This window comes from Streptomyces sp. NPDC005794, from assembly GCF_042871445.1.
Classification (GTDB): domain Bacteria; phylum Actinomycetota; class Actinomycetes; order Streptomycetales; family Streptomycetaceae; genus Streptomyces.
In genome coordinates this window covers 82088-106069 of the sequence record NZ_JBIAIN010000012.1, presented here as the reverse complement: position 1 = coordinate 106069, position 23982 = coordinate 82088, and the positions used below count along the sequence as shown (strand labels likewise).

Annotated in this window: 17 protein-coding genes, 1 tRNA gene and 2 pseudogenes; 15 read left to right on the top strand and 5 right to left on the bottom strand. The window is 67.3% G+C overall.

Annotated features, from left to right (window positions below):
* The first annotated feature begins 518 nt into the window (after window positions 1-518).
* From ACFYQ5_RS20485 to ACFYQ5_RS20470, 4 genes are read left to right on the top strand one after another with little or no spacing between them, the layout of a single operon-like run.
* The gene (locus ACFYQ5_RS20485) at window positions 519-1718 is read left to right on the top strand and encodes a hypothetical protein (RefSeq protein WP_389199247.1); all 1200 of its coding nucleotides are present in this window, start codon (window positions 519-521) and stop codon (window positions 1716-1718) included.
* Window positions 1715-4666, top strand: coding sequence for a hypothetical protein (locus ACFYQ5_RS20480; protein WP_389199246.1), 2952 nt, complete (start codon window positions 1715-1717; stop codon window positions 4664-4666). Before ACFYQ5_RS20485 ends, ACFYQ5_RS20480 begins: the two co-directional genes overlap by 4 nt.
* Window positions 4620-5075: a hypothetical protein gene (locus ACFYQ5_RS20475; protein WP_389199244.1), complete on the top strand. Its 456-nt coding sequence runs from the start codon at window positions 4620-4622 to the stop codon at window positions 5073-5075. The genes ACFYQ5_RS20480 and ACFYQ5_RS20475 overlap by 47 nt, the downstream gene beginning before the upstream one ends.
* A gap of 5 nt (window positions 5076-5080) precedes the next feature.
* Window positions 5081-7855, top strand: coding sequence for an RNaseH domain-containing protein (locus ACFYQ5_RS20470; RefSeq protein WP_389199242.1), 2775 nt, complete (start codon window positions 5081-5083; stop codon window positions 7853-7855).
* A 722-nt stretch (window positions 7856-8577) separates the two neighbouring features.
* Here the strand turns inward: ACFYQ5_RS20470 and ACFYQ5_RS20465 are convergent.
* Entirely contained in the window at window positions 8578-8790 is a 213-nt protein-coding gene (locus tag ACFYQ5_RS20465; RefSeq protein ID WP_389199240.1) for a hypothetical protein, read from the bottom strand.
* A 308-nt stretch (window positions 8791-9098) separates the two neighbouring features.
* On the opposite strand from ACFYQ5_RS20465, the gene ACFYQ5_RS20460 reads away from it, so the two are divergent.
* Both ACFYQ5_RS20460 and ACFYQ5_RS20455 read left to right on the top strand, forming a co-directional pair.
* Window positions 9099-9944 carry a sugar phosphate nucleotidyltransferase gene (locus tag ACFYQ5_RS20460; RefSeq protein WP_389199238.1) on the top strand — a complete coding sequence of 282 codons (846 nt, stop codon included), beginning with the start codon at window positions 9099-9101 and terminating at the stop codon, window positions 9942-9944.
* Entirely contained in the window at window positions 9941-10456 is a 516-nt protein-coding gene (locus ACFYQ5_RS20455) for an NUDIX domain-containing protein (RefSeq protein WP_389199237.1), read from the top strand. Before ACFYQ5_RS20460 ends, ACFYQ5_RS20455 begins: the two co-directional genes overlap by 4 nt.
* Before the next feature lie 560 nt (window positions 10457-11016).
* Here the strand turns inward: ACFYQ5_RS20455 and ACFYQ5_RS20450 are convergent.
* Window positions 11017-11661: pseudogene (locus ACFYQ5_RS20450) on the bottom strand (DUF5655 domain-containing protein); the annotation flags it as partial.
* A gap of 71 nt (window positions 11662-11732) precedes the next feature.
* On the opposite strand from ACFYQ5_RS20450, the gene ACFYQ5_RS20445 reads away from it, so the two are divergent.
* From ACFYQ5_RS20445 to ACFYQ5_RS20435, 3 genes are all read left to right on the top strand, one after another.
* Window positions 11733-12944, top strand: a complete 1212-nt coding sequence (locus ACFYQ5_RS20445) for a tyrosine-type recombinase/integrase (RefSeq protein WP_389199235.1) — start codon at window positions 11733-11735, stop codon at window positions 12942-12944.
* Window positions 12945-13012: 68 nt separating this feature from the next.
* Entirely contained in the window at window positions 13013-15451 is a 2439-nt protein-coding gene (locus ACFYQ5_RS20440; protein ID WP_389199233.1) for a tyrosine-type recombinase/integrase, read from the top strand.
* 10 nt (window positions 15452-15461) lie between these two features.
* Entirely contained in the window at window positions 15462-15923 is a 462-nt protein-coding gene (locus ACFYQ5_RS20435; protein ID WP_389199455.1) for a hypothetical protein, read from the top strand.
* A gap of 18 nt (window positions 15924-15941) precedes the next feature.
* On the opposite strand, the pseudogene ACFYQ5_RS20430 reads toward ACFYQ5_RS20435, so the two are convergent.
* Window positions 15942-16160, bottom strand: a pseudogene (locus ACFYQ5_RS20430) (transporter); the annotation flags it as partial.
* A gap of 259 nt (window positions 16161-16419) precedes the next feature.
* On the opposite strand from ACFYQ5_RS20430, the gene ACFYQ5_RS20425 reads away from it, so the two are divergent.
* The 3 genes from ACFYQ5_RS20425 to ACFYQ5_RS20415 all read left to right on the top strand — a co-directional run bounded on the left by ACFYQ5_RS20425 (window position 16420) and on the right by ACFYQ5_RS20415 (window position 19465).
* A protein-coding gene (locus ACFYQ5_RS20425; RefSeq protein WP_389199231.1) for an IS3 family transposase occupies window positions 16420-17624 on the top strand; the annotation gives its coding sequence in 2 pieces (ribosomal slippage) (window positions 16420-16711 and window positions 16711-17624; 1206 coding nt in all).
* 294 nt (window positions 17625-17918) lie between these two features.
* Window positions 17919-18248, top strand: coding sequence for a helix-turn-helix domain-containing protein (locus ACFYQ5_RS20420; RefSeq protein ID WP_389199439.1), 330 nt, complete (start codon window positions 17919-17921; stop codon window positions 18246-18248).
* Window positions 18248-19465, top strand: coding sequence for a site-specific integrase (locus ACFYQ5_RS20415; protein ID WP_366533096.1), 1218 nt, complete (start codon window positions 18248-18250; stop codon window positions 19463-19465). The genes ACFYQ5_RS20420 and ACFYQ5_RS20415 overlap by 1 nt, the downstream gene beginning before the upstream one ends.
* Window positions 19466-19575: 110 nt before the next feature.
* Here the strand turns inward: ACFYQ5_RS20415 and ACFYQ5_RS20410 are convergent.
* Window positions 19576-19649: transfer RNA gene (locus ACFYQ5_RS20410), tRNA-Pro, on the bottom strand.
* Between the two features lie 50 nt (window positions 19650-19699).
* Window positions 19700-22357 carry an ATP-binding protein gene (locus ACFYQ5_RS20405; protein WP_389199229.1) on the bottom strand — a complete coding sequence of 886 codons (2658 nt, stop codon included), beginning with the start codon at window positions 22355-22357 and terminating at the stop codon, window positions 19700-19702.
* Window positions 22358-22464: 107 nt separating this feature from the next.
* Here ACFYQ5_RS20405 and ACFYQ5_RS20400 point away from each other — a divergent pair, with 107 nt between their 5' ends.
* From ACFYQ5_RS20400 to ACFYQ5_RS20390, 3 genes are all read left to right on the top strand, one after another.
* Window positions 22465-22998 carry a DUF309 domain-containing protein gene (locus ACFYQ5_RS20400; RefSeq protein WP_389199227.1) on the top strand — a complete coding sequence of 178 codons (534 nt, stop codon included), beginning with the start codon at window positions 22465-22467 and terminating at the stop codon, window positions 22996-22998.
* Window positions 22999-23103: 105 nt separating this feature from the next.
* Window positions 23104-23526 carry a DUF350 domain-containing protein gene (locus ACFYQ5_RS20395; protein WP_031100772.1) on the top strand — a complete coding sequence of 141 codons (423 nt, stop codon included), beginning with the start codon at window positions 23104-23106 and terminating at the stop codon, window positions 23524-23526.
* Between the two features lie 69 nt (window positions 23527-23595).
* Window positions 23596-23964 carry a hypothetical protein gene (locus ACFYQ5_RS20390; protein ID WP_389199226.1) on the top strand — a complete coding sequence of 123 codons (369 nt, stop codon included), beginning with the start codon at window positions 23596-23598 and terminating at the stop codon, window positions 23962-23964.
* Window positions 23965-23982: the final 18 nt, after the last annotated feature.

Here is a 23982-nt window from a genome sequence, read left to right as displayed (position 1 = left end):
CGCTCTGAAGCGTCGCGCCACCCGCAGAATGAATCTTAGAGGGCGGGGCTGACAGCAATAGGCAGTGATGGATTTTCGGCTCGGCACTCCCTCGTTCCACCCGAAAGAGTGGCTGGGTAGCAGAGCCGCAGGCTTCGCGTGAAACTACGGACCGTGTCGTCGCCCCCCCTGCAGGGCCATTGACTCTGGACTTCGACGCCGGATGTTTCCCTCCGGCGCCACCAGCCTGCTGCCGGACCTCCCGGCAGTTACCCCGGGCCGGACTTCCACCGTCAGGTGACGACGAGCTCCCGAACAGCAAGAACGCTGCTACGTCTCGGTGTCACCTCCTGTTCCTCTGGGCGCACGAAAGAGCTCGCTCAATGCCTTACCAGACATCCTCGCCGAGAAGACGCGAACCGGATGACAGCGCCTGACCCCGAGCCCGGGACCATGCGCAGTACAGGCAGCCCCGACACCAATCATCGACTACTCTCTGCTGTGTTTCAGTGGCAGTTGGTGATCATTGGAGAGTTCTCTTGGCCGCCCACACAACACTGCCGGAGGATCCGGCGCGGCTGTCACGTCTGAAGCAGGTGTCGCCCGACCTGGCCGACGACTACATGACGCTCGAACTTCTAGCCGCGGGTCTGGCAGGCATCCAGGCCAACCAGCACAAGGCGCTATGGAGCTCCGCTCAGCCTTCCGGCGACCCCACGGGCTTCCCACCAGCGTGGAAGGCCGGTGTAACGCGCCTGCTTTGGCGTGCGCTGGAGGACGGCTGCCATGAGGTGACCTCACATGCGGATGTCTTTCGCTGGTGCCATGCACCTCTCGGGCAATGGCCCCTTGCGCTGTGGGTCGCTCCGAGCGATTCCGATCTACTTCTGATCGAGAACGGACAGCCGTCGGCGTTTGCCGAACAAGCCGCGCGGCTTCTGCTGTCCAAGGATCCCGAAGCGGAGCTGGTCGAGAATCGGTGCTACGAGCTGATGATCGCTGTGGCAGACCGAAACGGAGCAACCGAACAGGAGGTCCAGGACAACTACGTGCAGCTCCGGGGCTTTCTGACGAAGCACGCGGTCGCCTCCGACATCGACCTTCTGGGTCTACTGCGGGCCTTCCCTGCCAAGGACGCAAACGGGCAGCCGTGGGTGAAGCACTGGTTCAGTCAGTGCTACCGGGCTCAGCCGGCCAGCAGCGCCGTCGTACTCAGCTTCTGCGAGGGCTGCGACAACCCGGTCTCGGGTCAGCGTGGTTGCGGCACGCCCGGCTGCACGGGCGGACGGGTGGCCCGAACTCTGGAGACCATGTCCGAATACTTCGTGCAGAACAGAGCTGTTCGGCGCTTCCTCCATGATCCCGGGCTGGCAGAGCAACGGATGTTTGCTGCCCTGGAGCCACAATTCGGACAGCGTCTGCGCCCTTGGTGGGGCATGGATGCGGTGGACGTAGCCATCGACTTCGAAGGTACCGGGAAGATGGGAGTCGGTGAGTGGTGGGCCGCCGATGTGAAGGATCACGCGAGCGCCACACTTCTCGGGCGCTCCTTTCGCTGGAACCCACGCGCTGCCTCGAAGCGGCGGATCCTCGTCATCGCACAGCACCGCTTTGAACAGCCCGACTACGTCGATGACCTCACCACTTCACTGCAAGGGCGCGTACAGGGAATTGAGGTCATGAGTGAGACTGCGTTCGTCGCCGCCGCACTGACGCACGACGGGCGGCGACGTCGATGAGCAGGGATATTGAAGGCTGGTTCGAAGCGCTGGAAAAGAAGGCGTCGTCATCTGGCGTGGCCGAGACCATCAAGCCCCTCTTGTCGGTCCGTGAGTTCTTCCGGGTCGAGCTCGGGCTGTTCTTCCTGTCCGAGTACGCGCCCGGCCAGCCGGCCACGCTGATGCGCAAGGTGCTCGACGGGTACGCCCTGCCGGGGGCTGGCAACGAGACGGTCGTGCGGAACGTGCGTCGCCGCATGGGGCCTACGGCGCGGGGCGGGCAGTGGAGGTTGCGTCTCAACGACTACTGCAAGGTGCCCGCTCACCTGCGGTTGTTCGAGCTTGACGAAGGTGCCGGGCCGCGCGTGGTCCACGACAGCGTTTTTCGTCGCCGGGGGAGTTCGACGCTGCCGGAACGGGAGCAGGCGTATAGGGACGCGATGTCGCTGCCCGTGTCCTACAAGGTAGAGGCGGGTCATGATCCCGCGGCGCCGGGGATGCGGGTGCGGCTCAAGCGAGCGGACGGCAGCATCGTCCGGTTCCGGATTCCTGACTGGCTGGAGGAGGCCGCACCCGAGCGTCGTCTGGAACCGAAGACGCACAGAACCAGGCGTCCCTTCCCGCAGCTTACGGAGGACGACTTCCGCCAAGCCGCCAAGGAGATGGATCAGCGGCTCAGTACAAGTGAGCGATACCGAACGGAGAATTTCACAGGCCGTGTAGGGAGGATGGTCTTTTCTCGCACGGATAGCGAGGCTGGATGCCTGACGGACGGCCTCGGCATCTTCACGATCGACGGACTGGCTCACGTCGTGGGCCTGATGAACTCGGGGAAGACCACCTTCAACGACGTTCTGGTCAAAATCTGTACCGACCGCGGGCTCAGGGTCGGGTACCTGGTCTCCTCCGTCGGGAACGCACTGGAGAAGGTCCGCTTCTTCCGGAGCCTGGGCATCGACGCCGTTCCCTTGATCGGCCACAGGAGCCGTCCCGCGCACATGGAACGCTACTGGGATGACCTTCTCTACGTACCGGACAATGGCCAGGCGCCGCCCCTTCCGGACGGCAACGACGAGGTCGCTGCCTTCACTACCGATATCTGTCTGCTGGACAGTCTTCTGGAGCCTTCCGGCCCTGTTGCCACGCCGCTCTCCATGGATGAGCGTCCCTGCCGGGACAAGCTCCGCGTCGACACCTCGGGCAAGCGAACACCGATTGTCGATTGTCCGCTCCTCGCGGTGTGCCCGGCACAGGCAGCTGTACGCCGGATCACGACGGCACAGGTCTGGGTGGCGACGCCAGCCGCTCTCCTCGCCAGTAGGGCGGAGCCGGCCTCGTACAAGACGCAGTGGGTGATTCCTGCCCAGCACGAACTCGACCTCCTCGTAGCCGACGAGGCCGACCAGGTGATGACGCAGTTCGACAAGGCGTTCATGCACCACGAACCACTGACTAGTCCCGACGGCTGGAGCAGTCGCATTGCGCTGGCCTGGCATGAAGGGCTGGCGCGCACCTGGTACCGGCCGATGGCGGACCGGCAGGGGCTGCGTTACCAGCAGTACGCGACCTATCACGCCCAGGCTCTGGCCGGGTTGCTGCCGCTACTCATGAAGCCATCGGCCGAGGGGCACGAAGGGGCCCAGGCAGGCGGCGAACTGCTGGAGGAGATCACGGCTGACGGGCCGTTCAGCGGGCACACCCTGCTCATGCGGCTGGCGCGGGCCTTGCACGGCATCACCAGCCGCGTCGAAGAACAGCATCAGTCTCACCTATGGGAGCGAGCCGAGGAATACTTCCATACGCACTTCGCTCGTCTTGTCGAAGCCCCCTTCGGTTCACCCCCCGCTAGCCTGAAATCGCTGGTCGACACGATGACCTCTGGCTACGACACCGAGAAGAGCGCCGAGGAAGTAGCCCAAGACTGGCTCATGCACCACCTCCCGGAGGACATGTCTGAACCTGGCGATCGTTTGGCCGAGTTTGGACGAGTCCTCGTCGCGGCCTGCTGGAGTGCCCGTGTCACGACCACCGTGTTCGAGCTTTCCCACATGCAGGAAACACTCCGCGCGCTCATGGCCGTGGAAGACACGAACAATCTGCTCGCCCACCAGCCGAGGCCAGAGCTGCTCGCAGTTGTGCCCGAACAGCCGATGGGCAACATGATGGCCCTTCAGTGGACCCCCAGTCCAAAGGAGGGCAGGGGGTCGCTGGACCTGCTGTGGCTTCGCGGGGTCGGACGGTGGCTGCTCTATCACCTCCACGACCTTCTCGCCTGTGAAGGGGTCGAGGGCCCGCACGTGTTGCTTTCCTCGGCGACCAGTTACAACCCGCTCTCCGCCCGCTACCACATCGACGTTCTCCCCACACTGATTCTGCACGAGCCTCCCGACTGTGCCGCCGCCATCCGGGAAAGCCGGTTCTACACCCGCCCGCGGCGGCGCCCTGGGCACGAACGCGGCATCTACGTCTCAGGAGCCGGTGGCCGCGGCGCCCGCCAAGCCGCCGTGCGGGCGATGACGGACGCGGTCTGCACTCCTGACCCCGGGGCGGCCCTCTCTCTTCTGGAGCAGGTTCTCCAGGGATGCGAACCTGAGCGCCGAAGGGCTCTGTTCGTGGTGCTCAGCACTGAGGACGCAGCAACCAGTGCCCACTACATGAACACCCGGACGGCCGTGCGTGCTGTGCACGTCGTACCCGACCGCCAGGCCCCCGGGCTCTACGGGCTCAACCATCGCCGCATCTCTGCCTTCCCAAGGACCGATGCCCAGGTCATGGCGGCAGCCGAAGGCTCTGCCGGCCGCGGCCACAACATGCTCAACAACAACGGGGTGGCCGCGATCCAGGCCATCTTCTACCTGGCACGCCTCCACCCCCCCGCCCACCGATCTCTCCTTCCCTCTCGCGATTCTCAACGCCCAGGCTATGCAGCGCCTTCTGAAGCCGGTTCTGTGCGACACCCACGGCCCTGATGCGGCGGGCGAGATGAGGAAACTGGCGTACGGCGCCCGTGCCACCTGGGGCACGATGATGGGCCGCCCCCTCAACTTCCGGGCGATGAAGGACGACTACCTACGTCACGCCTTCATCTCAGACCAGTCGGCTTCCCTCTACCAGACAACAGGTCGAGGGCTGCGCGGCAATGTGCCCGTGCAGGTCTACCTCCTCGACGCGGCATTCGCCCCGCGAGCGGCAGACCCCCGTGACACCGCGCCCGACACCGAGCGCACCAGTGTGCTCGTCGCCTGCCGAGAACTCACACGCCGGATGCTCGCCGATCCAGGGCCGACGGCCGACGCCCACGTGCGTCTCAACCACCAGATTTACACGGCCACGTGGAGCCTGCTGGGGCACCTCCTCGACACCATCGACTGGGGATAACAGACATGACCGAAGCCGACAGCACTGCAGCGGATTCCGACAAGAGGAAGCCGCCGCCTCGCTACGACCACATCATCACGCCCGGCTTCGTAGCACGCCGCGGAGCCACACTGCCCGTCACCGTACACACGGCTAAATTCCCACCGTCGCTCCTGGCACGGCTTGAACGCGCTTGGAACAGCAACCCGAAAGCGCGCTCGCCGTATCTGCCGACCTATGCCCTGCGCGAGTTGATCGAACAGGTGGAGCCCGCTGTCCTCTCGGTCGAAGGCCGACTGGGGGACGGCCCTTGGCTCCACGCCATGCGCACGCCTCAGAACGAGCTTCCCCTGCAACTGGCCCTCGAATTCTGGATCACTACGCACGTCGCGCCCCATCAGGACGACGTCGACTGGCCCACCATCGTGAAACGCGCCCTGCCACTGGAATGGGCACAGGCAGAGGTCGACCTTCTGGCCCACGGAAACGCCGCAAACGGAACAGCAACCCCGCCCAGCAGCACGTTCTCCCTGCTTGCCACCTACATTGCCGGGCGCTGGGTGGAAGAAAAGCTATCCCTGCCGGGCCATACCGTGGAAGGTTTCTCGGTCCTTGGCCAACTGACCGATCGCGGTGAGCGCAGCGTCTACAGCTGGCCACCACGAGAACTCGACGATGACGGAGCTTACGGCCTTTGGACCCACCGGACAGCACTGCGTGTGGTCTCAATGCCCCACGACAGCCGCCTCATCCTCCGAGCCGTTCCCCACATCGCCCGCTTCGGCGGTACCCAGCCTGCCTATATTCCACGCCGCGGCGACACCCCTGCCACGGCCACCGTCCTGCTCTACCTGGCCAAGGGTGCACTGCGTGACGTCGAGCGCCCCATGCTGCTCCGCGCACCGGTCACAGTCAGCGGCAAGAAGCAGGACATGCGGTGGCAGTGGCAGCCCGGCATCGCGCGCATCCTGCCCTCCCTCCCCGCCAGCAACCGCTACCCCAACCCCGAGGACATCCGAACCGACCCCCGCCGCGCCGCTGGCGTCAACCGCAGCGCCGAAGAGGACAAGGAACCCACCGCGCTGCTGCTGCACGCCACCGGCTACACCTACCTCACCCGGACTGATCTCACCGACGCCCAACCGGAATTCAGCACACACGGCCACCCTGCGGAAAGCGGCCTGCAGCCCATCGACCACCTCACCCTCTTCGAGAACCTGAAGGAACCGCTCGCCAAGCTCAACTTCGACCCGCTCCCCGCCCTGGACAAGACACCCCAACGCCGAGCCCCTCGACTCACCCCAGCACGCGAGGACGCCCACTACCACTTCGAACTCTGGCACTGCGCACCGAAGACCTACCAAGCAGTCCATCTGGCCCTCACCAAGCTGCTCAACTATCAACACCTCGGTGAACGCAGCACGGAACCCGATGTTCACGACTACGCCGGACCCACCAAGATCACACTGGTCCTACGCAACCCCGGGACCCTCGTCTCCGGACTGCCGAAGCCACCGCCACACACGGAGCCTGAGGCCCGCAAGGCTCACCGAAGGCAGGAACGGGCGCAGCGAGCCGAAGCACTGGGCAATGAATTCCCCGAAGCCGACCACATGATCGGCTGCCTGGTGGAGATCGACAAACCAGTCAACTTCGCCATGGCCGGGGAGGACGACCCCAAGCGGTTCCTGAAGGACACCCTGCCGAAGCTGAACCGGCACGTGCAATGCCTGCACCCGGTCACAGCGGCTCCCAAGCCCGACGCCAAGAAGGCCGGGCTGAAGCCCTTCGAGGGCAGCGACATCCGCTGCGAGGACGTGCAGCGTGCCGCTTCCTCGGTGAAGGACCTCCTGCGCTCGCTCGGGCACCTGCCCCGCCTGCCCGCACCCCGCAGCGTCAAGGGCCGCTTCGAACTGGCCACAGTGCATGTCGCCCAGGCCGGGTCATGGATCGTCCCATTCGTCCTGCGCATGGACACCGACGGCAACACGACAGCCCAACTCGTGGCTGCTCCTGGCCATCCGCACGAAACGCCGATTCCCATCGAACACCTGCCCCGGGCCCTGGCCTCCGGGCGAGGGCGAATGCGGCGACGCGACAGGGCCCAGCTGAACGACTTCATCACCCAGGCACTCGCCGTCGACTCCCACACCGAGCGGCTCTTCCTCGCCCGGGCGCAGACCCTGCGCAACAAGGATGTGTGGTCCTGGCTGCAGAATCCCCACATCACGCCGGACTCACTAAGGCTCCCTGGCGAGGACTGCGCCCACCCCAACCGCGCCGACGGCCGCCGCCCCGAGGACCTGCCCGGACTGCGCATTATTCGCGTCAACGAGGAGTCCTACGAGATCCCACTGGCATTCGGCGCCAACCTCAACGACGAGGCCGAGGTTCCCGCCACCGCCACCGCCGACGGCTCCCCCGACGTAGCGATCAGCGAAGAGGCGTACTCCGAGCCGGCATCCGGTGCAGCCGAGTTGCCATATGAGGAGTGGGGCAGATACTCCGGCGTCGTCCCGTGGAACGACCACGCCTTCCTGGCGATCAACCCAAGGCCGGACACGCATCAGCTGCCAAAGACCGTCTCCAAATACTCGGCAGACGAGCAGAACGCCACCCGCCACGGAGCCAACCCCACGTCCCTCGAAATCCACGTCTCCTTCAAGCAACCCCATGACTACGCCCCCGACTTGGCCGCGTACGTGAACAACCTGCGTAGGTGCCACCTGCACACGGACACCGCAACCCGCATGCCGCTGCTCCTGCACCTCGCCAAGCTAATGGAGGAGTACATCAACTGAAACGAGGAGAATGCACACCCAGCAACCCCCGGCCCTACCGCCCGACCTCCCTCTCGGGCCCAGGCTCTGGAGATCCATACAGCAGTGGTGAGTACGGCGGGCCCCAGCGCACCTGCCCACGCACAGAAGCATCCGCGCCACGAAGGAGGCACCGGCACGCACCAGCGACTACGTGTTGGTGGACAGGTGCCCAGTCATGGGACCCGGGTGTGGGGACCGGGAAGCCCATCACCTGGTCGGCACCTGAATGCCTTCGAAGGAGCGGCAACGTAACGGATGATCGCCGGTTAACCAAACCGGCGATCCTTTGCATCCGTGTTCACCCACCACGACGAGGCCCCTGACAGCGCCTCCGCACAGGTTGCCGCGGCACTGACCGGCTCCCACCCCCGGATCAGCATCACCATCGCGCACCGAGCGGCAGTGACCAGCAGCAAGGGCGGAGCGGTGCTGTGGGGCCTCAACCAGTTGCACGCCGCCGGCCACACGCCCCCTCGCCTGCACCGACCTCGGCCTTACCTACCCCCTCGACCAGCTGGGCCTGCACCTCGAAGCGCTGACCCACTCCGGAGCTGGGGCGGTAAACGGGTCGCGACGTAGGCCCGACTCGCACGGCTCTTACCCGCCTGCCGGTTCCACGCCGGCAACCCTGCTCTAAATGCAGGCGGCCAACGAACTCCTCGGCCTGCACGTCACCGACCCCCAGGCCGGGTTCAAACCGTTCACCCGCGCCGCCCTCGCCGCCGCCCTGCCCCCAGGTCACCGATCACCGGCTGTCCTTCGACACCGACCTGCTCGGCGCCCTCCAGCACACCGGCAACCACGTCATCGAGGTCGGTATCGCCGCCCTGCACCGCTACGTGGACGGCCAGGTCGGCACGCCCCGCGACTACGACACCATGCTCGCCGCAGTCCACCAGCAGGCGGTACGCCACGGTCTCGGCCCCAGCGACCGGGACATTCCGACCTGGGACCGGATCGCGAGGCCGGCTCGCTGACCGCCGCCGCGGCCCCCAAATCCCTCTCCGTTTCGATCACACCCCCACCCGCTGATCCAGAAGACGCATTCCGCCAAGCCGCCTCGCTCAACAGCGCTGGTGGCCTGGCCAGTTGAGCGCCACCGCTGCGGACTGCGGGTTCAAAGAAATAGTGCACGGTATGCGTAGACTGTCGCGCCTATCCCGCCCCGCCGGGCCCTGCCGGAGGACCTCAGGCAGAGCCCGCACCCACCCGAAGGGCCCGCGTGAGTCGCGCCGTCATCGCCGTAGCCGGCATGGGAACCCGCTTCTTCCCCATCGCCAAATCGGTCAACAAGTGCATGCTGCCGGTACTCGACCAACCCGTCCTCGCCTACGCGGTCGCCGACTGCCTGGCAGCGGGCGTGCGCGAGATCGCGATCGTCACCTCGCAGGGCGAGGGTGGGCGGCAGGTCCGCCACTACTTCACCGAAGACGACGGCATGCGGGACTACTTCGCCGCCCGCGGCTGGCAGACGAAGTACGAACCGATCGCACACCTTCACGACCAGGCGGACTTCCACTTCATCGAGCAGCCCCGCGACGGCGACCGGTATGGAACGGCCCTGCCCGCGATCCTGGCTGCCGGCTACATCGGCGACCAGGACTTCTTCCTCATCGCCGGCGACCACCTGCTCCTGCGGACCGACGGCGGATCCGACCTCGCCGACCTGGCCGCCGCCCGCGGCGCCGCCGGCGCTGCGGGTGCTGTCGCCGCCGCCACCGTCCGCGGCGGCGACGCCCACCGGTACGGAATCCTGAAGCCCCGCGCCACGAAGGACGGCCAGCAGGTAATGGATGACCTGCTGGAAAAGCCGACCGCCTACGGCGCACCGACGGCCTACATCAACATCAGCCGCACCCTGCTTCCCGCCGAGGCCACCGCCTACTTCGAGAAGCTCACCCCGGCCGCGAACGGCGAGTACCAGGCCACCGACGCCATCAGCGCCTTCGCCCGCGACCACAACGTGCTCATCCACCCCGTCACCGGCCAGTACTTCGACTGCGGCAACCCGACGGGCTGGCTGGCCGCCAACAACGCTGTCGCCCTCCAGTCGCGGACGGACTCATGACCACGACGGGCGCCGTTCCGGCCATCGCGATCCGCACCTGCGCAGCCATCATCGAAAGCGACGAGATCTGCCTGATCCGCCGGGCCCGCCCCGATGGAGACCAGTACTCACTGCCGGGCGGTCTGCTCCACCCGGACGAGCAAGTACCTGTCGCCCTCGCCCGCGAACTCAAGGAAGAGCTCGATCTCGATGTCAGCGCCCTCCCCGACCGTCCCCGGTTGCGCTGGGCACAGGACCAGATCACGACACGCCCCGGCAGAAGCGGCACGTTCCGCCGGCTCCACCTCATCCATCTTCTGGCCGTCCCCCGCCACGTACGGGCCGCCCTTCCGGCAACCGAGCAAGACGCCGAAGACGTCACCAGCGTGGTCTGGGTTCCCCTCGCGCAGGCCGCCCGCCGCCACCTCTACCCCGCCGTCGGCAACGCGCTCAGTGAGCTGACCGAGCTCGCCGGCCCGCCCAGCGACGTGCTGCTCCCCCCGATCACCGACCAGACGTACACCTGGCGCTGATCAGACGGGTGGGAGCCGCCATACCGCGCAACAGACGCGGAGGCCGCGCCCCTCCAGCCGGTCAAGGCCGCCACACCACTGCCCCTACGCCCCGGCCCGCTGGGGCGTCGCCATCCGACTTCTTGATCGCTCGGTGCGACGCCGCAAAGGCGGATGCTCTACCTCGTGACCATCAACTCCCACGCCGTCTTCCCAGACTGCGTAACGAAGTCGGCAAACGCGCCAGATCACCGCCGCCCTGGAAGCCCGAACCGACCTGCCCCCGAGCCGCACCCTGCTTCCCGCCGAGGCCACCGCCTGCCTCTCGGCAGCAGCTCACCGTGACTGCTGGAGGACTGCCGTGTCCGCCGTCGGAATCCTGGCATTGAGCGTGCAAACTCCGACGGCGACTAACTGAGTAGCGGCGGCAATATACCGGCCGTTCCCCGGTTACCGAAACCGGGGAACCGCCGAATACTTGTAGATCCACCGCCACTTCCTGATCAGCCGACGAGAGGCAGCACACGACGAGCGACTACTCCAACCGCGAAATTCGCCCGGCAGTACGGAACATCGCCCCTTCACGCAGCGGCGTAACTGAGTCGGAACAGTTCCTGGGCTCGCTCCACGTCGCCCTCGGTGCGAAGCTGAACCTCCAGATCGCCCGTGCCATGGTGACCAAGCCCCGTCACGTCCCGAGTGAATCCGGGCACTAGGTCCACCGCTGTTGGAGCCGCCTTCAGGTAAACCACCACTTTGGCCTGCTGCGGCGGGATGAGGCACGCGAAGTTCCGGAGCCGCTGATAGGCGCGGTACTGCTTACGCTGTACACGAGTGACGTTTCCGCCCAGTCCGATGAGGACCTCGTCGACCGCCTGTGCCAGCTCGGCCATTGCTCCGCCCTGCTTTCGAAGGGGCAGCTCCCCGACTGCGCGGCGACGTACCCGTTTGCCCTGAGCCGACCGCCCCGTGACGGAAGCCACGGTCTCAAGGCTGAAGTGATTGCTGCCGAAGTACTGGTAGCGGACAAGATCGATCGACCGTCGGTGCTCGCGCACGGCGTGCGCGTCGTAGCGGGTGAAGTCGCCGGCCACACAGATCAGCCGAGGTGCGCTCCACAGGATCTTGGACGCGATCGTAACCCCGAGCCGGTCGCGAACCAGGTTCCGGAAGACGTCCTTATGGTTCACCAGCCAGGCCATGTAGTAGAGGCCCTGGTTGATGACCTGTTGACTGAACTACTGGCGGAGTTTCCGCAGGTCAGTGACCTTGTGGTGGAGACGTCGTTGAGTCGGCCATGGAGGCATCGAGAGATCTGGCAGCGCTGTCCGTCCCTCTGATCGGGGAGCTGGTGGCCAGGGATGATCCGTGGGATCCCTACCGGCTCATCGACCCAGCCGGACAACCGGTCGAGGGAGCTGGCGCCTTCCTGCGGGATCTGCAGGGGGCTGGTCGTTCGGCGGCGACGGCACGCTCCTACGGGATGGATCTGCTGCGCTGGTTCCGCTTCTTGTGGGCCGTCGAGGCGTCATGGGACCGGGCAAGTCGAGTCGAGGCAAGAGACTTCTCCCGCTGGCTTCAGATCGCCGGCCAGCCGAGGCGTCCTCACTGGCGACGCCCGAGTGAGGCGGGCCGATGGGCTGCGGGCGGGAAGCCGTACGCGCCGTCGGTGCGAGCGCACAGCGAGACAGTGCTGCGGACCTTCTACGACTTCCACCGCGACATCGGCACCGGGCCGATCCTCAACCCGTTCCCGCTGGACCGCTCACGTCGTGGACGGCGAGCGCATGCCCATCGCAACCCGATGGACCCACCCCGCAATGAACGCACCGGGCTCTACCGGCCGAGAGTGCCCAAGCGAGTGCCCCGCAGCGTCCCCGATGAGGAGTTCAATGAGATCTTCGCCCGGCTTCCATCGCACCGGGACCGAGCCCTGGTCGCCTTCTACATCTCCACCGGCGCTCGGGCCAGTGAACTGCTCAGCACATGGCAGGCGGGCGTGGATCCGGGGCGTCAGCTGATCTCGGTGGTCCGCAAGGGCACCCGGGAAGTCCAGGAACTCCCAGCCTCAACCGACGCGTTCGTCTGGCTGCGGCTCTACCAGGTGGAGATGGACGATGCGATCCCGCAAGGGCGGCACCTCCCGCTGTGGTGGACCTTGCGCACACCGTCGAGACCGCTGACCTACCACGCGGTTCACCGGATGTTCGAGCGGGCGAACACCAAGGCCGGGACCTCTGCGACGCTGCATGCACTGCGGCACACCGCCGCCTACCGCATGGCCGAGGATCCCAATCTGCCCCTCACTGATGTCCAATTCGTCCTCGGTCACGCCCAGTTGACCACGACACAGCTCTACCTCACGCCCCGCAAGGAGGTGGTGATCCGGCGGCTGCTGGCCCACCATGCCGAACAGACGCGGCAGGCAGCCGCCCGCATCGCACCCCCTCCCGCAGCCGACTACCGGCCGGAGAGCCTCGACGTGCTGTTCGGAGCCGGTGCTCGATGACCACCATCTTGTCGGCACGCGCCGACCACGCACCGGTCCCCGGAGTTTCACCTGGGCGCAACCGCGCCATGGCCGCCCAGCAGCGCTTCCCCGCCCGGACCGTTCCTGACAGCTGGCCGGGCACCGAGCGCTCGCGCGCCGAGGCAGCCCGATTGCTGTCCCGTCCGCCCTACACGCTGGCGAACGCCGGCAGCGAACTGCACCACAAGCACGGCATCGTCATGGTGCTGGACTGGCTGGAAGACCAGCCCGGACAGACCTGGCAGGAACGGTGGCAGGCCAGCGGCATCGAGCAGGCAGGCGCTGCCTGGCGGTCGGTGATCAAGCAGTGGCTTCACGAACACGGCCTGAAGGCTGCCTGGCGCATGCCGGTGGTGGGCCGGGCTCTGACCACGGTGATCAGCGCTGAGCTGCTACGGCCGTCGGTGGACTGGTTGGCGGCCGGAGCCAGCCGCCAAGGAGTGCTGGTCCGCTCCATGGCACACAGCCGTGATCCACACGGATTTGAGCGCCTGCGAAAGCTGGGATCTCAAGCCCAGGGCGTGCGGCCGGGGGCCATCAGCACGACGCTCTGCCGCAGCGCCCTCATCCTCGCGGCGAAGGGCGGCATGCTGGCCGACATCACCATCGGCGACATCCTGGAACTCCTCGAGACCCAAGCTGTGGTGCTCAAGCGCGCGATGGCGGGGACCGAGGTGTTCTACCGACTGCTGCACCAGTTCGGAGCCCTCGGAGACGACGCCCCGCAGAATTTGCGCGAGGTCCGCAACCTGGGACAGCGCACTCCGGAGGAGCTGATCGACCGCTACGGACTGATCTGCCGCCCCGTCCGTGACCTGCTGGTGGACTATCTGCGGGAACGTCAGCCAGCGCTGGATTACAGCAGCCTGAAGTCTCTCTCCTACCACCTCGGCAAATGCTTCTGGCAGAACATCGAGCACCATCATCCCGGCGCCGACAGCCTCCGACTCGCCCCGGACCTCATCGGGCAGTGGAAGCAGAGGATTCGCACCAAGGACAAGACCGTCACCGACCCGGACGGCCGGCGCACGAGCACCAAGGTCGAGAGGCTCAATCACCGTGACACGCTCACCCAGGTGCGGGCCTTCTACCTCGATATCGCTCAGTGGGCACTGGAAGATCCCGGCCGCTGGGGCCCATGGGTGGCACCGAGCCCGGTGAGGGCTGACGAGGTGGAGAACCGCAAGCACCAACGACGACGCAAGGCGAGGATGGACGCCCGCACCCGCGAGCGCCTGCCGGTCCTGCCTGTCCTCGTCCGCTCGGTCGATCGGCGTCGCAGGGACGCGGCCGTGGTATTGGAAGCCGCCCGGCACACCCGCCCCGGCGAGGTATTCACCGCGGCCGGTCAGCAACTCGTACGCGCCGTCGTTCCGCATGGAACGGCCGGTCGAGTCTGGGCCGAGCACCCGGACACCGCCAAACGCCGCGATCTGGGGCTTGAGGACGAGCGGGCCTTTTGGACCTGGGCCGCGGTCGAGGTCCTGAGAGCCACCGGAATCCGCATCGAAGAACTACTCGAACTCAGCCACCACAGCCTGGTCCAATACCGGCTGCCCACCACTGGTGAACTCGTCCCCCTCCTGCAGATCGTGCCGTCCAAGACGGATACCGAGCGACTGCTGTTGGTCAGCCCCGAGCTCGCCGACGTCCTGAGCGCGATCATCTGCCGAGCCCGGGACACCACCGGCGCCGTTCCCCTGGTCCGTTCCTGGGACCACCGCGAATGCGAGTGGCAGGCACCAGCCCCGTTGCTGTTCCAACGACGCATCTCCGGCGAGGACCGCGCGTTCACCGACGAAACCGTCCGCACGATGCTGGACCATGCCCTCATCGCCACGGGCCTGACCGATACCACCGGCGCCCCACTGCGCTACACACCGCACGACTTCCGCCGCCTGTTCATCACCGACGCCATCCTCAACGGACTGCCACCACACATCGCGCAGGTCATCGCAGGCCACCAGGACATCAACGTCACCCTCGGATATAAGGCCGTCTATCCCGAAGAGGCCATCCAGGCGCACATGGCGTTCCTCGCCCGCCGTCGATCTCTCCGTCCCAGCGAGGAATACCGAGTTCCCACCGATGATGAATGGCAGGAATTCCTCGGCCACTTCGAGCGGCGCAAAGTCTCCGTCGGCGCCTGCGGTCGCGCATTCGGCACCCCCTGCATACACGAACACGCCTGCGTCCGCTGCCCGATGCTCTGGCCCGACCCCGCCCAGCGCGATCGGCTCGTCGAGATCCACGACAACCTCCTCGCCCGCATTGCTGAGGCCGAACGCGAAGGATGGCTCGGCGAGATGGAAGGGCTCCAGGTGAGCCTCGCCGGAGCAGAGGAAAAGCTCGCCCAACTCGACCGCCGCCGCAGCGGCCACACCACGGTTGACCTCGGCATTCCCACGATCTGTGCAACCGAACGACCTGGGGCCACGCACTCGCGGAGCTTCGATCCGACCGTCGATGTCAGTAGGCGGCCATAGTGTGTCGGCCATGACAGCGGCGATCAGCGTTCAGGTTCTGACGGTCGACGAGCTTCTGACCGCAATGGCGGAGCACTTCGGCTCTGAGCACGCCTTCCTGACGGATTATCTCCCGAATCTGCCCGGCGTTTACGTCTGGTCGACTGACGACAGAGTGGTCTACATCGGATCGGCCGCATCGTTGGCCAAGAGAGTGAGCGACGAGAAGGGGTGGATAGCCGGCCACGAACCCGACGCGCAGTGGGCGGTGACCGTCGTTCACATGCTGAAGATCTACAACGCGACGGTGCAATGGGTCGCGACCGCTGACCACGCAGAAGCCTTGTTGCTGGAACGGCGCCTGATCGAGTGGCATCGCACCTGCACGGGGATGGGGCCGCTGGTCGTCGGCTGGGAGGCGAAGAAGGAAAGTCCACGGAAAGCTGGAGAAACGTGGGCTCAGGAGCTCTGGAAGCGGAAGTTCGGCCAGTGACAAAACCCGGATGTTGAGTTCAGATAATACGCCGGCGTCTGTGCCGCGCTTGTACTCGACGATCACGGGTGCGCCATTCTCATCGAGGCCCAGCGAGTCGATACGTCCGCCATCGGCGCATCCGATTACGTACTCGCTCGTCAGGAACCGCACCCCCAGCATTGTCTCCATGTGCGCCTCTATGAGGCTCTGTACATCCGCCTCAACGTCGGCAAGACGCGGCGTGACCTCAGTCACGCCGCCTTTCGTTGTGTGGAACAGCTTCACGCCCGACTTCCCCCTCGACTAGGAGATCGACAACGTCGGGCGGGTGCAGATTTGTTTCCGTACGAGACCACGAGGACGTGAAGAAAACGTGTGGATGAAGCCTCTTCCTGCTCACCCGTTGCACCGGGCAGCGGACTGTCCGAAACTCAGTACAGGCGTTCCCGGGCCTTGACCCCGGATGTTGGACACACGAGACACTGGATCCTGAGGATCTGAGAACGGACATCTCGTGGTCATGAAGAACTACCCGCCGGAGTTCAAGGCGGACGCGGTCGCGCTGTACGAGTCGCGGCCGGAAGCGACGATCAGGTCGGTCGCCGCCGATCTGGGGATCAACCCGGAGACCCTGCGGAACTGGGTGCGGGCAGCCGGCGTGAGCCGTCCCCGGGGACGTCGGACGCAGGAACCCTCTCAGCCGCCGGCCCCATTGGAGGCCGAGAACGCCGCCCTGCGCAAGAAGGTCCGCGAGCTGGAGGAGGAACGCGAGATCCTGCGCAAAGCGGCGAAGTATTTCGCCGGGGAGACGCGCTGGTGAACCGCTTCCAGTGCGTCGCCGACCTCCAGCGCCGCTACGGCGTGAAGCGGCTCTGCACCATCCTCGGCATCAGCCGCTCGAGCTTCTACTACTGGCGCCGGACAGCTGCCGACCGGGGCGCCCGGCAGGTGGCCGACGCCCGCCTGGCCGCCCGGATACGGGCGGTGCACCAGGAGTCGGACGGCACCTACGGAGCCCCGAGGATCACCGCCGAGCTCCGCGAGAGGTGCGGTGAGGCGGTCAACCACAAGCGGGTCGCCCGGATCATGCAAGCGTCGGGGATCGAAGGGGTCCGGTTGCGGCGTCGGCATCGCACCACCGTCCCCGATCCGGCTGCGGCCAAGGCCCCGGACCTGATCGGCCGCGACTTCACCGCGGACAAGCCGAACACGAAGTACGTCGGCGACATCACCTACCTGCCCATCGACGGCGGGAAGTTCTGCTACCTGGCGACCGTCATCGACCTCGCCTCCCGCCGTCTGGCCGGCTGGGCGATCGCCGACCACATGCGCGCGGACCTCGTCACCGACGCCCTGGCCGCGGCGATCCGAACCCGCGGCAGCCTCGCCGGATCGATCATGCACACCGACCACGGAGCCCAGTACACCAGCAGAGCATTCGCCGAAGCCTGCAGGTCAGCAGGGGTCCGGCGAAGCATGAGCGCGATCGGCTCCAGCGCGGACAACGCGCTGGCCGAGTCCTTCAACGCGACCTTCAAACGCGAGACCCTGCAAGGACGAAAGAACTGGCCAGACGAGCGGGAGGCCCGACTCGACGCCTTCCGATGGCTGAACCGCTACAACACCCGACGCCGACACTCCCACCTCGGACAACGATCACCGATCGCCTTCGAAAACGCCTTCCACCACACACCAACTACGCTGGCGCAAGCCGCATAACCCGTGTTCAGGATTCGGGGTCAAGGCCCGCACTCGACATGGTGGGTCATCGAGAAACATTAATCGGCACAGTACGTGACGCTCACCGCGTCGCAAATGAGGGCAACATAGCCGCACATCGCCGGTTAGCCAAACCGGCGCTTCTGCAGACGATTGTTGTCCACCGTTTGCCCAGAGCACCACTGCGGATCAGTTCCAACAGAAGGGGCTCACCGCTTCTGTTCATGCAGAACCCCACGGTTCTCCACCTGCGGGCCGCCCCGCTTGTCGCCGACCGCCTTCTGTATCCCTTTGGTGCTCCGTACCCCCGGAGATCCACCACCCTTGCCCACCGAACCGATAGCAGACTACACAGACCGTCAGACGCATACGAAGAATGAGGACGGTGCCCGTTTCGTCCAAGATGACAGCCGGTCGTCTCTCCTGGTCAATGCCTGGTATTCGACGCGCGACCTCGCCGCATGCCTACGTGTAGACACCTCGACTCTGCGCCGTTGGCGCACAGCTCAGCCTCCCCAGGGCCCGCCGTTCGTCTCCGTTTCGGAACGCGTCATCATGTATAGCGCGGTCGACGTTGAGGAATGGCTGCGTCGCCACCGGACCGTCCCGCGCCGAGACGCATGATGGCCGACAAGGCCATTGTGCCGGTCGGTGTCCGACTCACCACCGACATCGAGTACCGGCCTGATCGTCCCAACCCGTACCGCGCGCGAGTCCGCTGGTTCGATCCGGCTTCAAAGCGGCGTCTGTCCCTGTCGGAGGGGAAGGCGGACGAGGATGAAGCACAGGAGTGGCTCCAGTCCATCATCGAAGCGGCTGAGGCAGGGCTGTCCCCGTCGCTCGCCACCATGAAGCTCGCCGAATACGGCAACGCGAACATGGACCTCGCTCTGCGCGGCTTGGAGTTGAAAACACTCGACCCCTACCTGTCAGGCTGGCGGATGCGTGTCGTGCCCGCCCTGGGCCACGTCCCGGTCCGGATGATCACCAATGGCGTTGTCGACCGCACCGTGCAGAACTGGATTGCTGACGAGCTCAGCCGCTCAACGGTCAAGAACACCATCGCGGTCCTGGTCCGCGTCATGGAGCAGGCAGTCCGCGACGGCATCGTCAAGGTCAACCCCGCCCGAGTCACTGGGTGGCAGAAGCTCTACAAGCAGGCCGAGGACGAACTCCTTGACCCGCGCGCGCTCGCCCTGCCCGACTGGGAAACACTCCTCGCACTGGCCGACGCGCTCGTGGCCGCCTCTCACGACGAGTACCGCGGCTGGGGAGAGGTGGTCATTTTCGCCGCGTGCACCGCCGCACGGATCGGGGAGATCTCAGGCTGCCGCGTCGGAGACATCGACACCACCCAGTGGATCTGGACCGTGCGGCGTCAGACCACACCGGCGCCCGGCGGGCTGACCGACAAGGGCACCAAGGGCAAGCGGGCCCGCAAGGTTCCTATCGTCGAGGAGATCCGCCCCCTCGTCGCCCAGCGCATCCTGTCCGCAGGCCCCAATCCGGACGCGCGCCTGTTCACGGGCCCGCGCGGCGGACGTATCTCCACCGCCGTCCTGCGCGACGCCACGCACTGGGACGACGTCGTCACCAAGCTCGGCTACGAGCATCTGCGCCGCCACGACCTCCGACACACGGGACTGACCTGGTTCGCCGACGCCGGGGTCCAAGTGCACGTCCTCCGCAGAATCGCCGGCCACGGTTCACTGACCACCACCCAGCGCTATCTGCACCCGGACGTCCACAAGATCACGGCCGCCGGGGCGGCGCTCTCGGCGCACTTCAACGTGCTGCGCGCACCACGCTCGCTGCCGAGCCCCATCGTCATGACCCGCTGACCCGGTCAAGGAGGCCGGACCTCCAGCTGGTCCCCAACTGGTCCCCAGAAACGACTCAGGGCCGGTTTCGGATTGCTCCGAAACCGGCCCTGACCTGCGACTGTCTCCAGTCGGGACGACAGGATTTGAACCTGCGACCCCTTGACCCCCAGTCAAGTGCGCTACCAAGCTGCGCCACGTCCCGATGCGTTTCCTCCGGGTGCTCCCGGGGGGCTGCGCAGGACAAACATTACCTCACTCCGAGGGCCGGATCGACGCCCGTACCTGCTGGGCGCGGGTCGCCAGTCCTTCCGCGCCGCAGGCGACGGCCAGCTTCTGGGCGCGGGCGACCTCCCGCTGGGAGCGGATCGCGGTGCCGTACTCGAAGCGGGCCAGGGCGTGCTCGTAGGCGGACGAGGATGCTCCCAAGTGGCGTACGGCCTCGGCCAGCAGGTGGGTGGCTTCCTCCTCGGGCGCGAAGAGGGCAACGCAGCGCAGGGCCTCACCGATCGCCGTGTCCGTGCCGAAGCGTTCGGCGTGGACCCGCGCCCGGGCGGCCAGCTCGGCGGCGCGGACCGGGTCGGTGCCGGCGAGAGCGCGGGCGAGGTCCCCGGCCCAGGGCGCCCAGACGCCGTTGAACCGGCCTCGTGGCTCCAGAGCCGCCCCCGCCGCTTCCAGTTCGGCCACGGCCTCCGCGGTGCGCCCCTCGGCCAGCAGCAGACGTCCGCGTACGCACGGGGCGTCCGGCAGGACCATCGCGCTGGGGTACGGCGGGCCGAAGCCGTACCGGTCCGCGACCAGCCGGGCCTCCGCCGTCCGGCCGCGGGCGAGCAGGGTGTCCACGAGGAGACAGGTGGCGTCCCAGTGGACGGGCAGTCCGCTGCCGGCCCGGTCGGCGAGGCGCAGCCCTTCACGCAGGAAGCCCTCCGCCTCCGCGAGACGGCCGCGCCTGCGGTGCACGAGGCCCAGGAGGGTGTGCGAGAACGCGAGGTGCGCGCCGCTCCAGCCGGAGATCTCGAAAGCGCGCACGGCCTCGCCGAAGAGTGCCTCGGCCCGGTCGAGCTGGTCGGTGAACGCGTAGGTGATACCGACCATCGCGGGGAGTTCGAAGCCCCATTCGGAGTCGGTCCAGCCGAGCCCGCGCGCGGGCCGTCCGTCGACGAGTGCGCGTTCGCAGAAGCCGGTGACGAGCTGGGCGTTCTCGCCACGCAGCATGGCGTCGAAGGCCCGCAGTGTGAGCAGGGCGCGCTCGGCGTTGTCGCGACCCTTGAGGTGGTCCGCGTTGCGGGCGAGGCGGGCCGACCGCCCGGGGCCGTCGTCCTCGGTCGCCTGCATGCCCTCCCACAGGAAGTGCGCGGCCTGAAGACGCATCAGGCCGGGGCCTGGCGCCGTGCGGGAGGCCTCGGCCGCGAGTGAGAGCGCCGCGTCCTTGAGCTGGTTGTTGTGGGACAGGGCGGCGGCGAGCCGGAAGGTGGCGTCGATCCGGAGTGTCTCGTCGAGCCCAGGCGTGTCGAGCGCGGCGCGCAGGTGCTGCACCGTGGTGGCCGGTGAGGAGAGCAGCGTGGCGCAGCCCAGTTCGTACAGCAGCGCCGCTCGGTCACGGTGGCGCGGCGGTTCGTCCAGGGCGCGTTCGAGGCAGCGTCTGGCGGCGTCAGGGGCGCCGACCGCGAGGTGCTGCCGTGCTGCCTCGCGGAGCTGCGCGACCAGTTCCTGGTCGTCGTCCGGATGCACTTCGAGCAGATGGCGGGAGGCTGCCGCGACCCCGAGTCCGGCCTGGGTGATCGCCCAGGCCGCCCTGCCGTGCATGGCGGTGCGGGTCGCCGGCGGGATGGAGCGGTAGACGGCGGTGGCGATGAGCGGATGGACGAATTCCAGCGGGTCGAAGCCGCTGACGATACGGGCGTCCCGCAGCCGGGCCGTGCAGTCGGCGGCCTCGGCGGAGCTCATGCCGGCCAGTGTGGCGGCGAGTTCCTGGGAGATCTCGGTCCCGAGCACGGCCGCCGCCCAGGCGAAGCGGTTGGCGTTGGTGCCCAGGCGTTCGAGGCGGGCGACGAGCCCACTGCCCCGGGCCGACGCGCCGAGCTCGCGCAGGAGCCCGGCTGATTCCTCGACCGGTGCCAGTTCACGGTCCTGCGCCTTGGCGACGAGTTCGACCGCTTCGTACGGATTGCCTCCGGTGACGGCCCAGACCTCGCGGCAGAAGGGATCGTCCGCGTGGTCGCCCAGGCCGGCACGCACCAGTTCGGCCGTGGCGTCGGGGGTGAGTGCGCGCAGCGCCACCCGGATCAGTGTGGGGTGGCCCGGCGCGGCGCCGTTCCCCGGGGTGCGGGCCATGGCCCAGTCGGCGTTGCGGTCGGCGAGCTCCTTGGGGCGGTGTGCCTGGACGACCAGCAGGGGAAGTTCGGACAGCCGCGCGGTGAAGCCGGCGAGCCAGGCCAGGGATTCGCCGTCCGCCCAGTGCGCGTCGTCCACTATCAGGAGCAGCGGCCGGTGGCTGAGGCGGGAGGCGAGCCGGGACACGACGTAGTCGAGGCCGTCCCTGACACCTTGCGGGTCGGCCTGCGGGCCGCTGGGATCGGCGAGGCCCAGTGCGGGCGCGGCGATCTCGAACCAGTCGCCGAACAGCGCGCGGATCTCATCGGCGGGGAACTGGTCCAGCGCGGGCTGGAGCAGTTGGCGTACGACGTGGAACGGCACCGAGGTGACCGTCTCGCCGCCGCGTGCGGACCAGATGGTGCAGCGGTCGGCTGCCATGGTCTGGATCTCTCCGAGCAGGGCGGTCTTGCCGATGCCGGCTTCGCCGCTGAAGACCAGCAGCCCGCCCGCCGCTTGTCCGCCGCACAGGGCGTCCAACGCCTTCGCGGCGGCAGCGAGTTCCGGTTCGCGCTCGTACAACGGCCGGGACGGCTTCATGCCTCCCCTTCCCAGGGTGGTTGCGGAGAGCACCGACCCTATCCGCGCGCGGGTGCCCAAGGACAGGGTTCCCCTGGTTCTTCGCAGGTGCGAGGCACAATCGGACGATGGACGCATCTCGCAGGGACCGCGACGAGGAAGGGCGGGCGCGCAACGCGCGCCCCCGGGACGGGCTGGGGCGCCCCCTGCCGTACGGGACTCCGGGTGTGGAGCGGCAGCCCGAGGGAGTGGTCCGCTCCCCCGGTGAGACGGTGCGCGAGGCGCAGCGGCTGCTGGACGCGGGCATGCCGTTCCATGCCCATGAGGTGTTCGAGGACGCCTGGAAGTCGGGGCCGGACGCGGAGCGGGAGCTGTGGCGGGGCCTCGCGCAGATGGCGGTGGGGCTGACCCATGCCGCCCGTGGCAACACCGCCGGCGGGGCACGGCTGTTGAGGCGGGGCGCCGCCGCCGTCGAGGGCTTCCGGAAGTCGGATCCGCACGGGATCGGGGTGGCCGGACTGATCGGCTGGGCAACGGAGTTGGCCGGTCGTGTGGAGCCTGTGGGGCGCGAGGGTGCGGGGGCCGGGCACGAAGGCTCCGGGCTCGTGGACGCTGCGGCGGAGGCCCCGTGGTTGCTGCGAGGGGACCAGCCCGGGAGGTAGGCACGTACGTGCGATAGGTTTTGCTCCTTCTTGACGGCGTGTTGGTCACGCCCGTCACGCTCACGCTCCATCCTTCGACGACTCGCTCAGGAGACGGACGCCCCGATGACCGACATCATCAACGGCCTCGGCCGTGCCACCGCATACGGGGCCCTCGGCGTCGTACTGCTCGTTCTCGGCATATTCCTCATCGACGCCCTGACACCGGGCAAGCTCGGCCGTCAGATATGGGAGGAGCGCAATCGCAACGCCGCGCTGGTCCTGAGCTCCGCGCTGCTGGGCATCGGCGGCATCGTGTTCACGTCGATCTGGACGACGTACGAGGACTTCGGCAAGGGACTCGCCTCGACGGCCGCGTTCGGGCTGCTCGGTCTGATCATGATGGCGGTGGCCTTCCTCGTCGTGGACCTGGTCACGCCCGGCAAGCTGGGAGCCACGCTGGTGGAGCGGGAGCCGCACCCGGCGGTGTGGGTGACGGCCGCCTGCAACCTGGCGGTGTCCGCCATCGTGTCGGCTTCGATCGCCTGATCCCTGATCTCCCGCGCGATCCCCCGGTCCGGTGAACATCGCCGTGCACAGCCATTACGATCCGGCGTCATGAGCACTTCGGACCAGGACCAGGATCAGCACCAGGAGCAGGAGGGGGACCAGGAACCCGGCGACAGCCCCGAGACGATACCGGTGACACCCCAGCCCGCCACGCAGGAGCGGAGGCTCACGCCACGTCAGGCGCGGCGGCTTCGGATCGTTCTCTCCTCGGCGGGCATGGTGGCGATGGCCGTCGTCCTGGCCCTGCGGATAGCGAGCCGGTCATCGGTCCTGGTGGTCGGGGTCTACGGGCTCGCGCTCATCCTCTGCGGTGTCGTGATCGAGCTCAGCAGGAACGGCCGCACGCGTCTCGGCAGCTGGCTGCTGGGCGTGGGGCTGGTGGCGGCCGTCGGCGCGGACTGGCTGCTCATACCCTGAGCCGGTCCCGCCGGTACG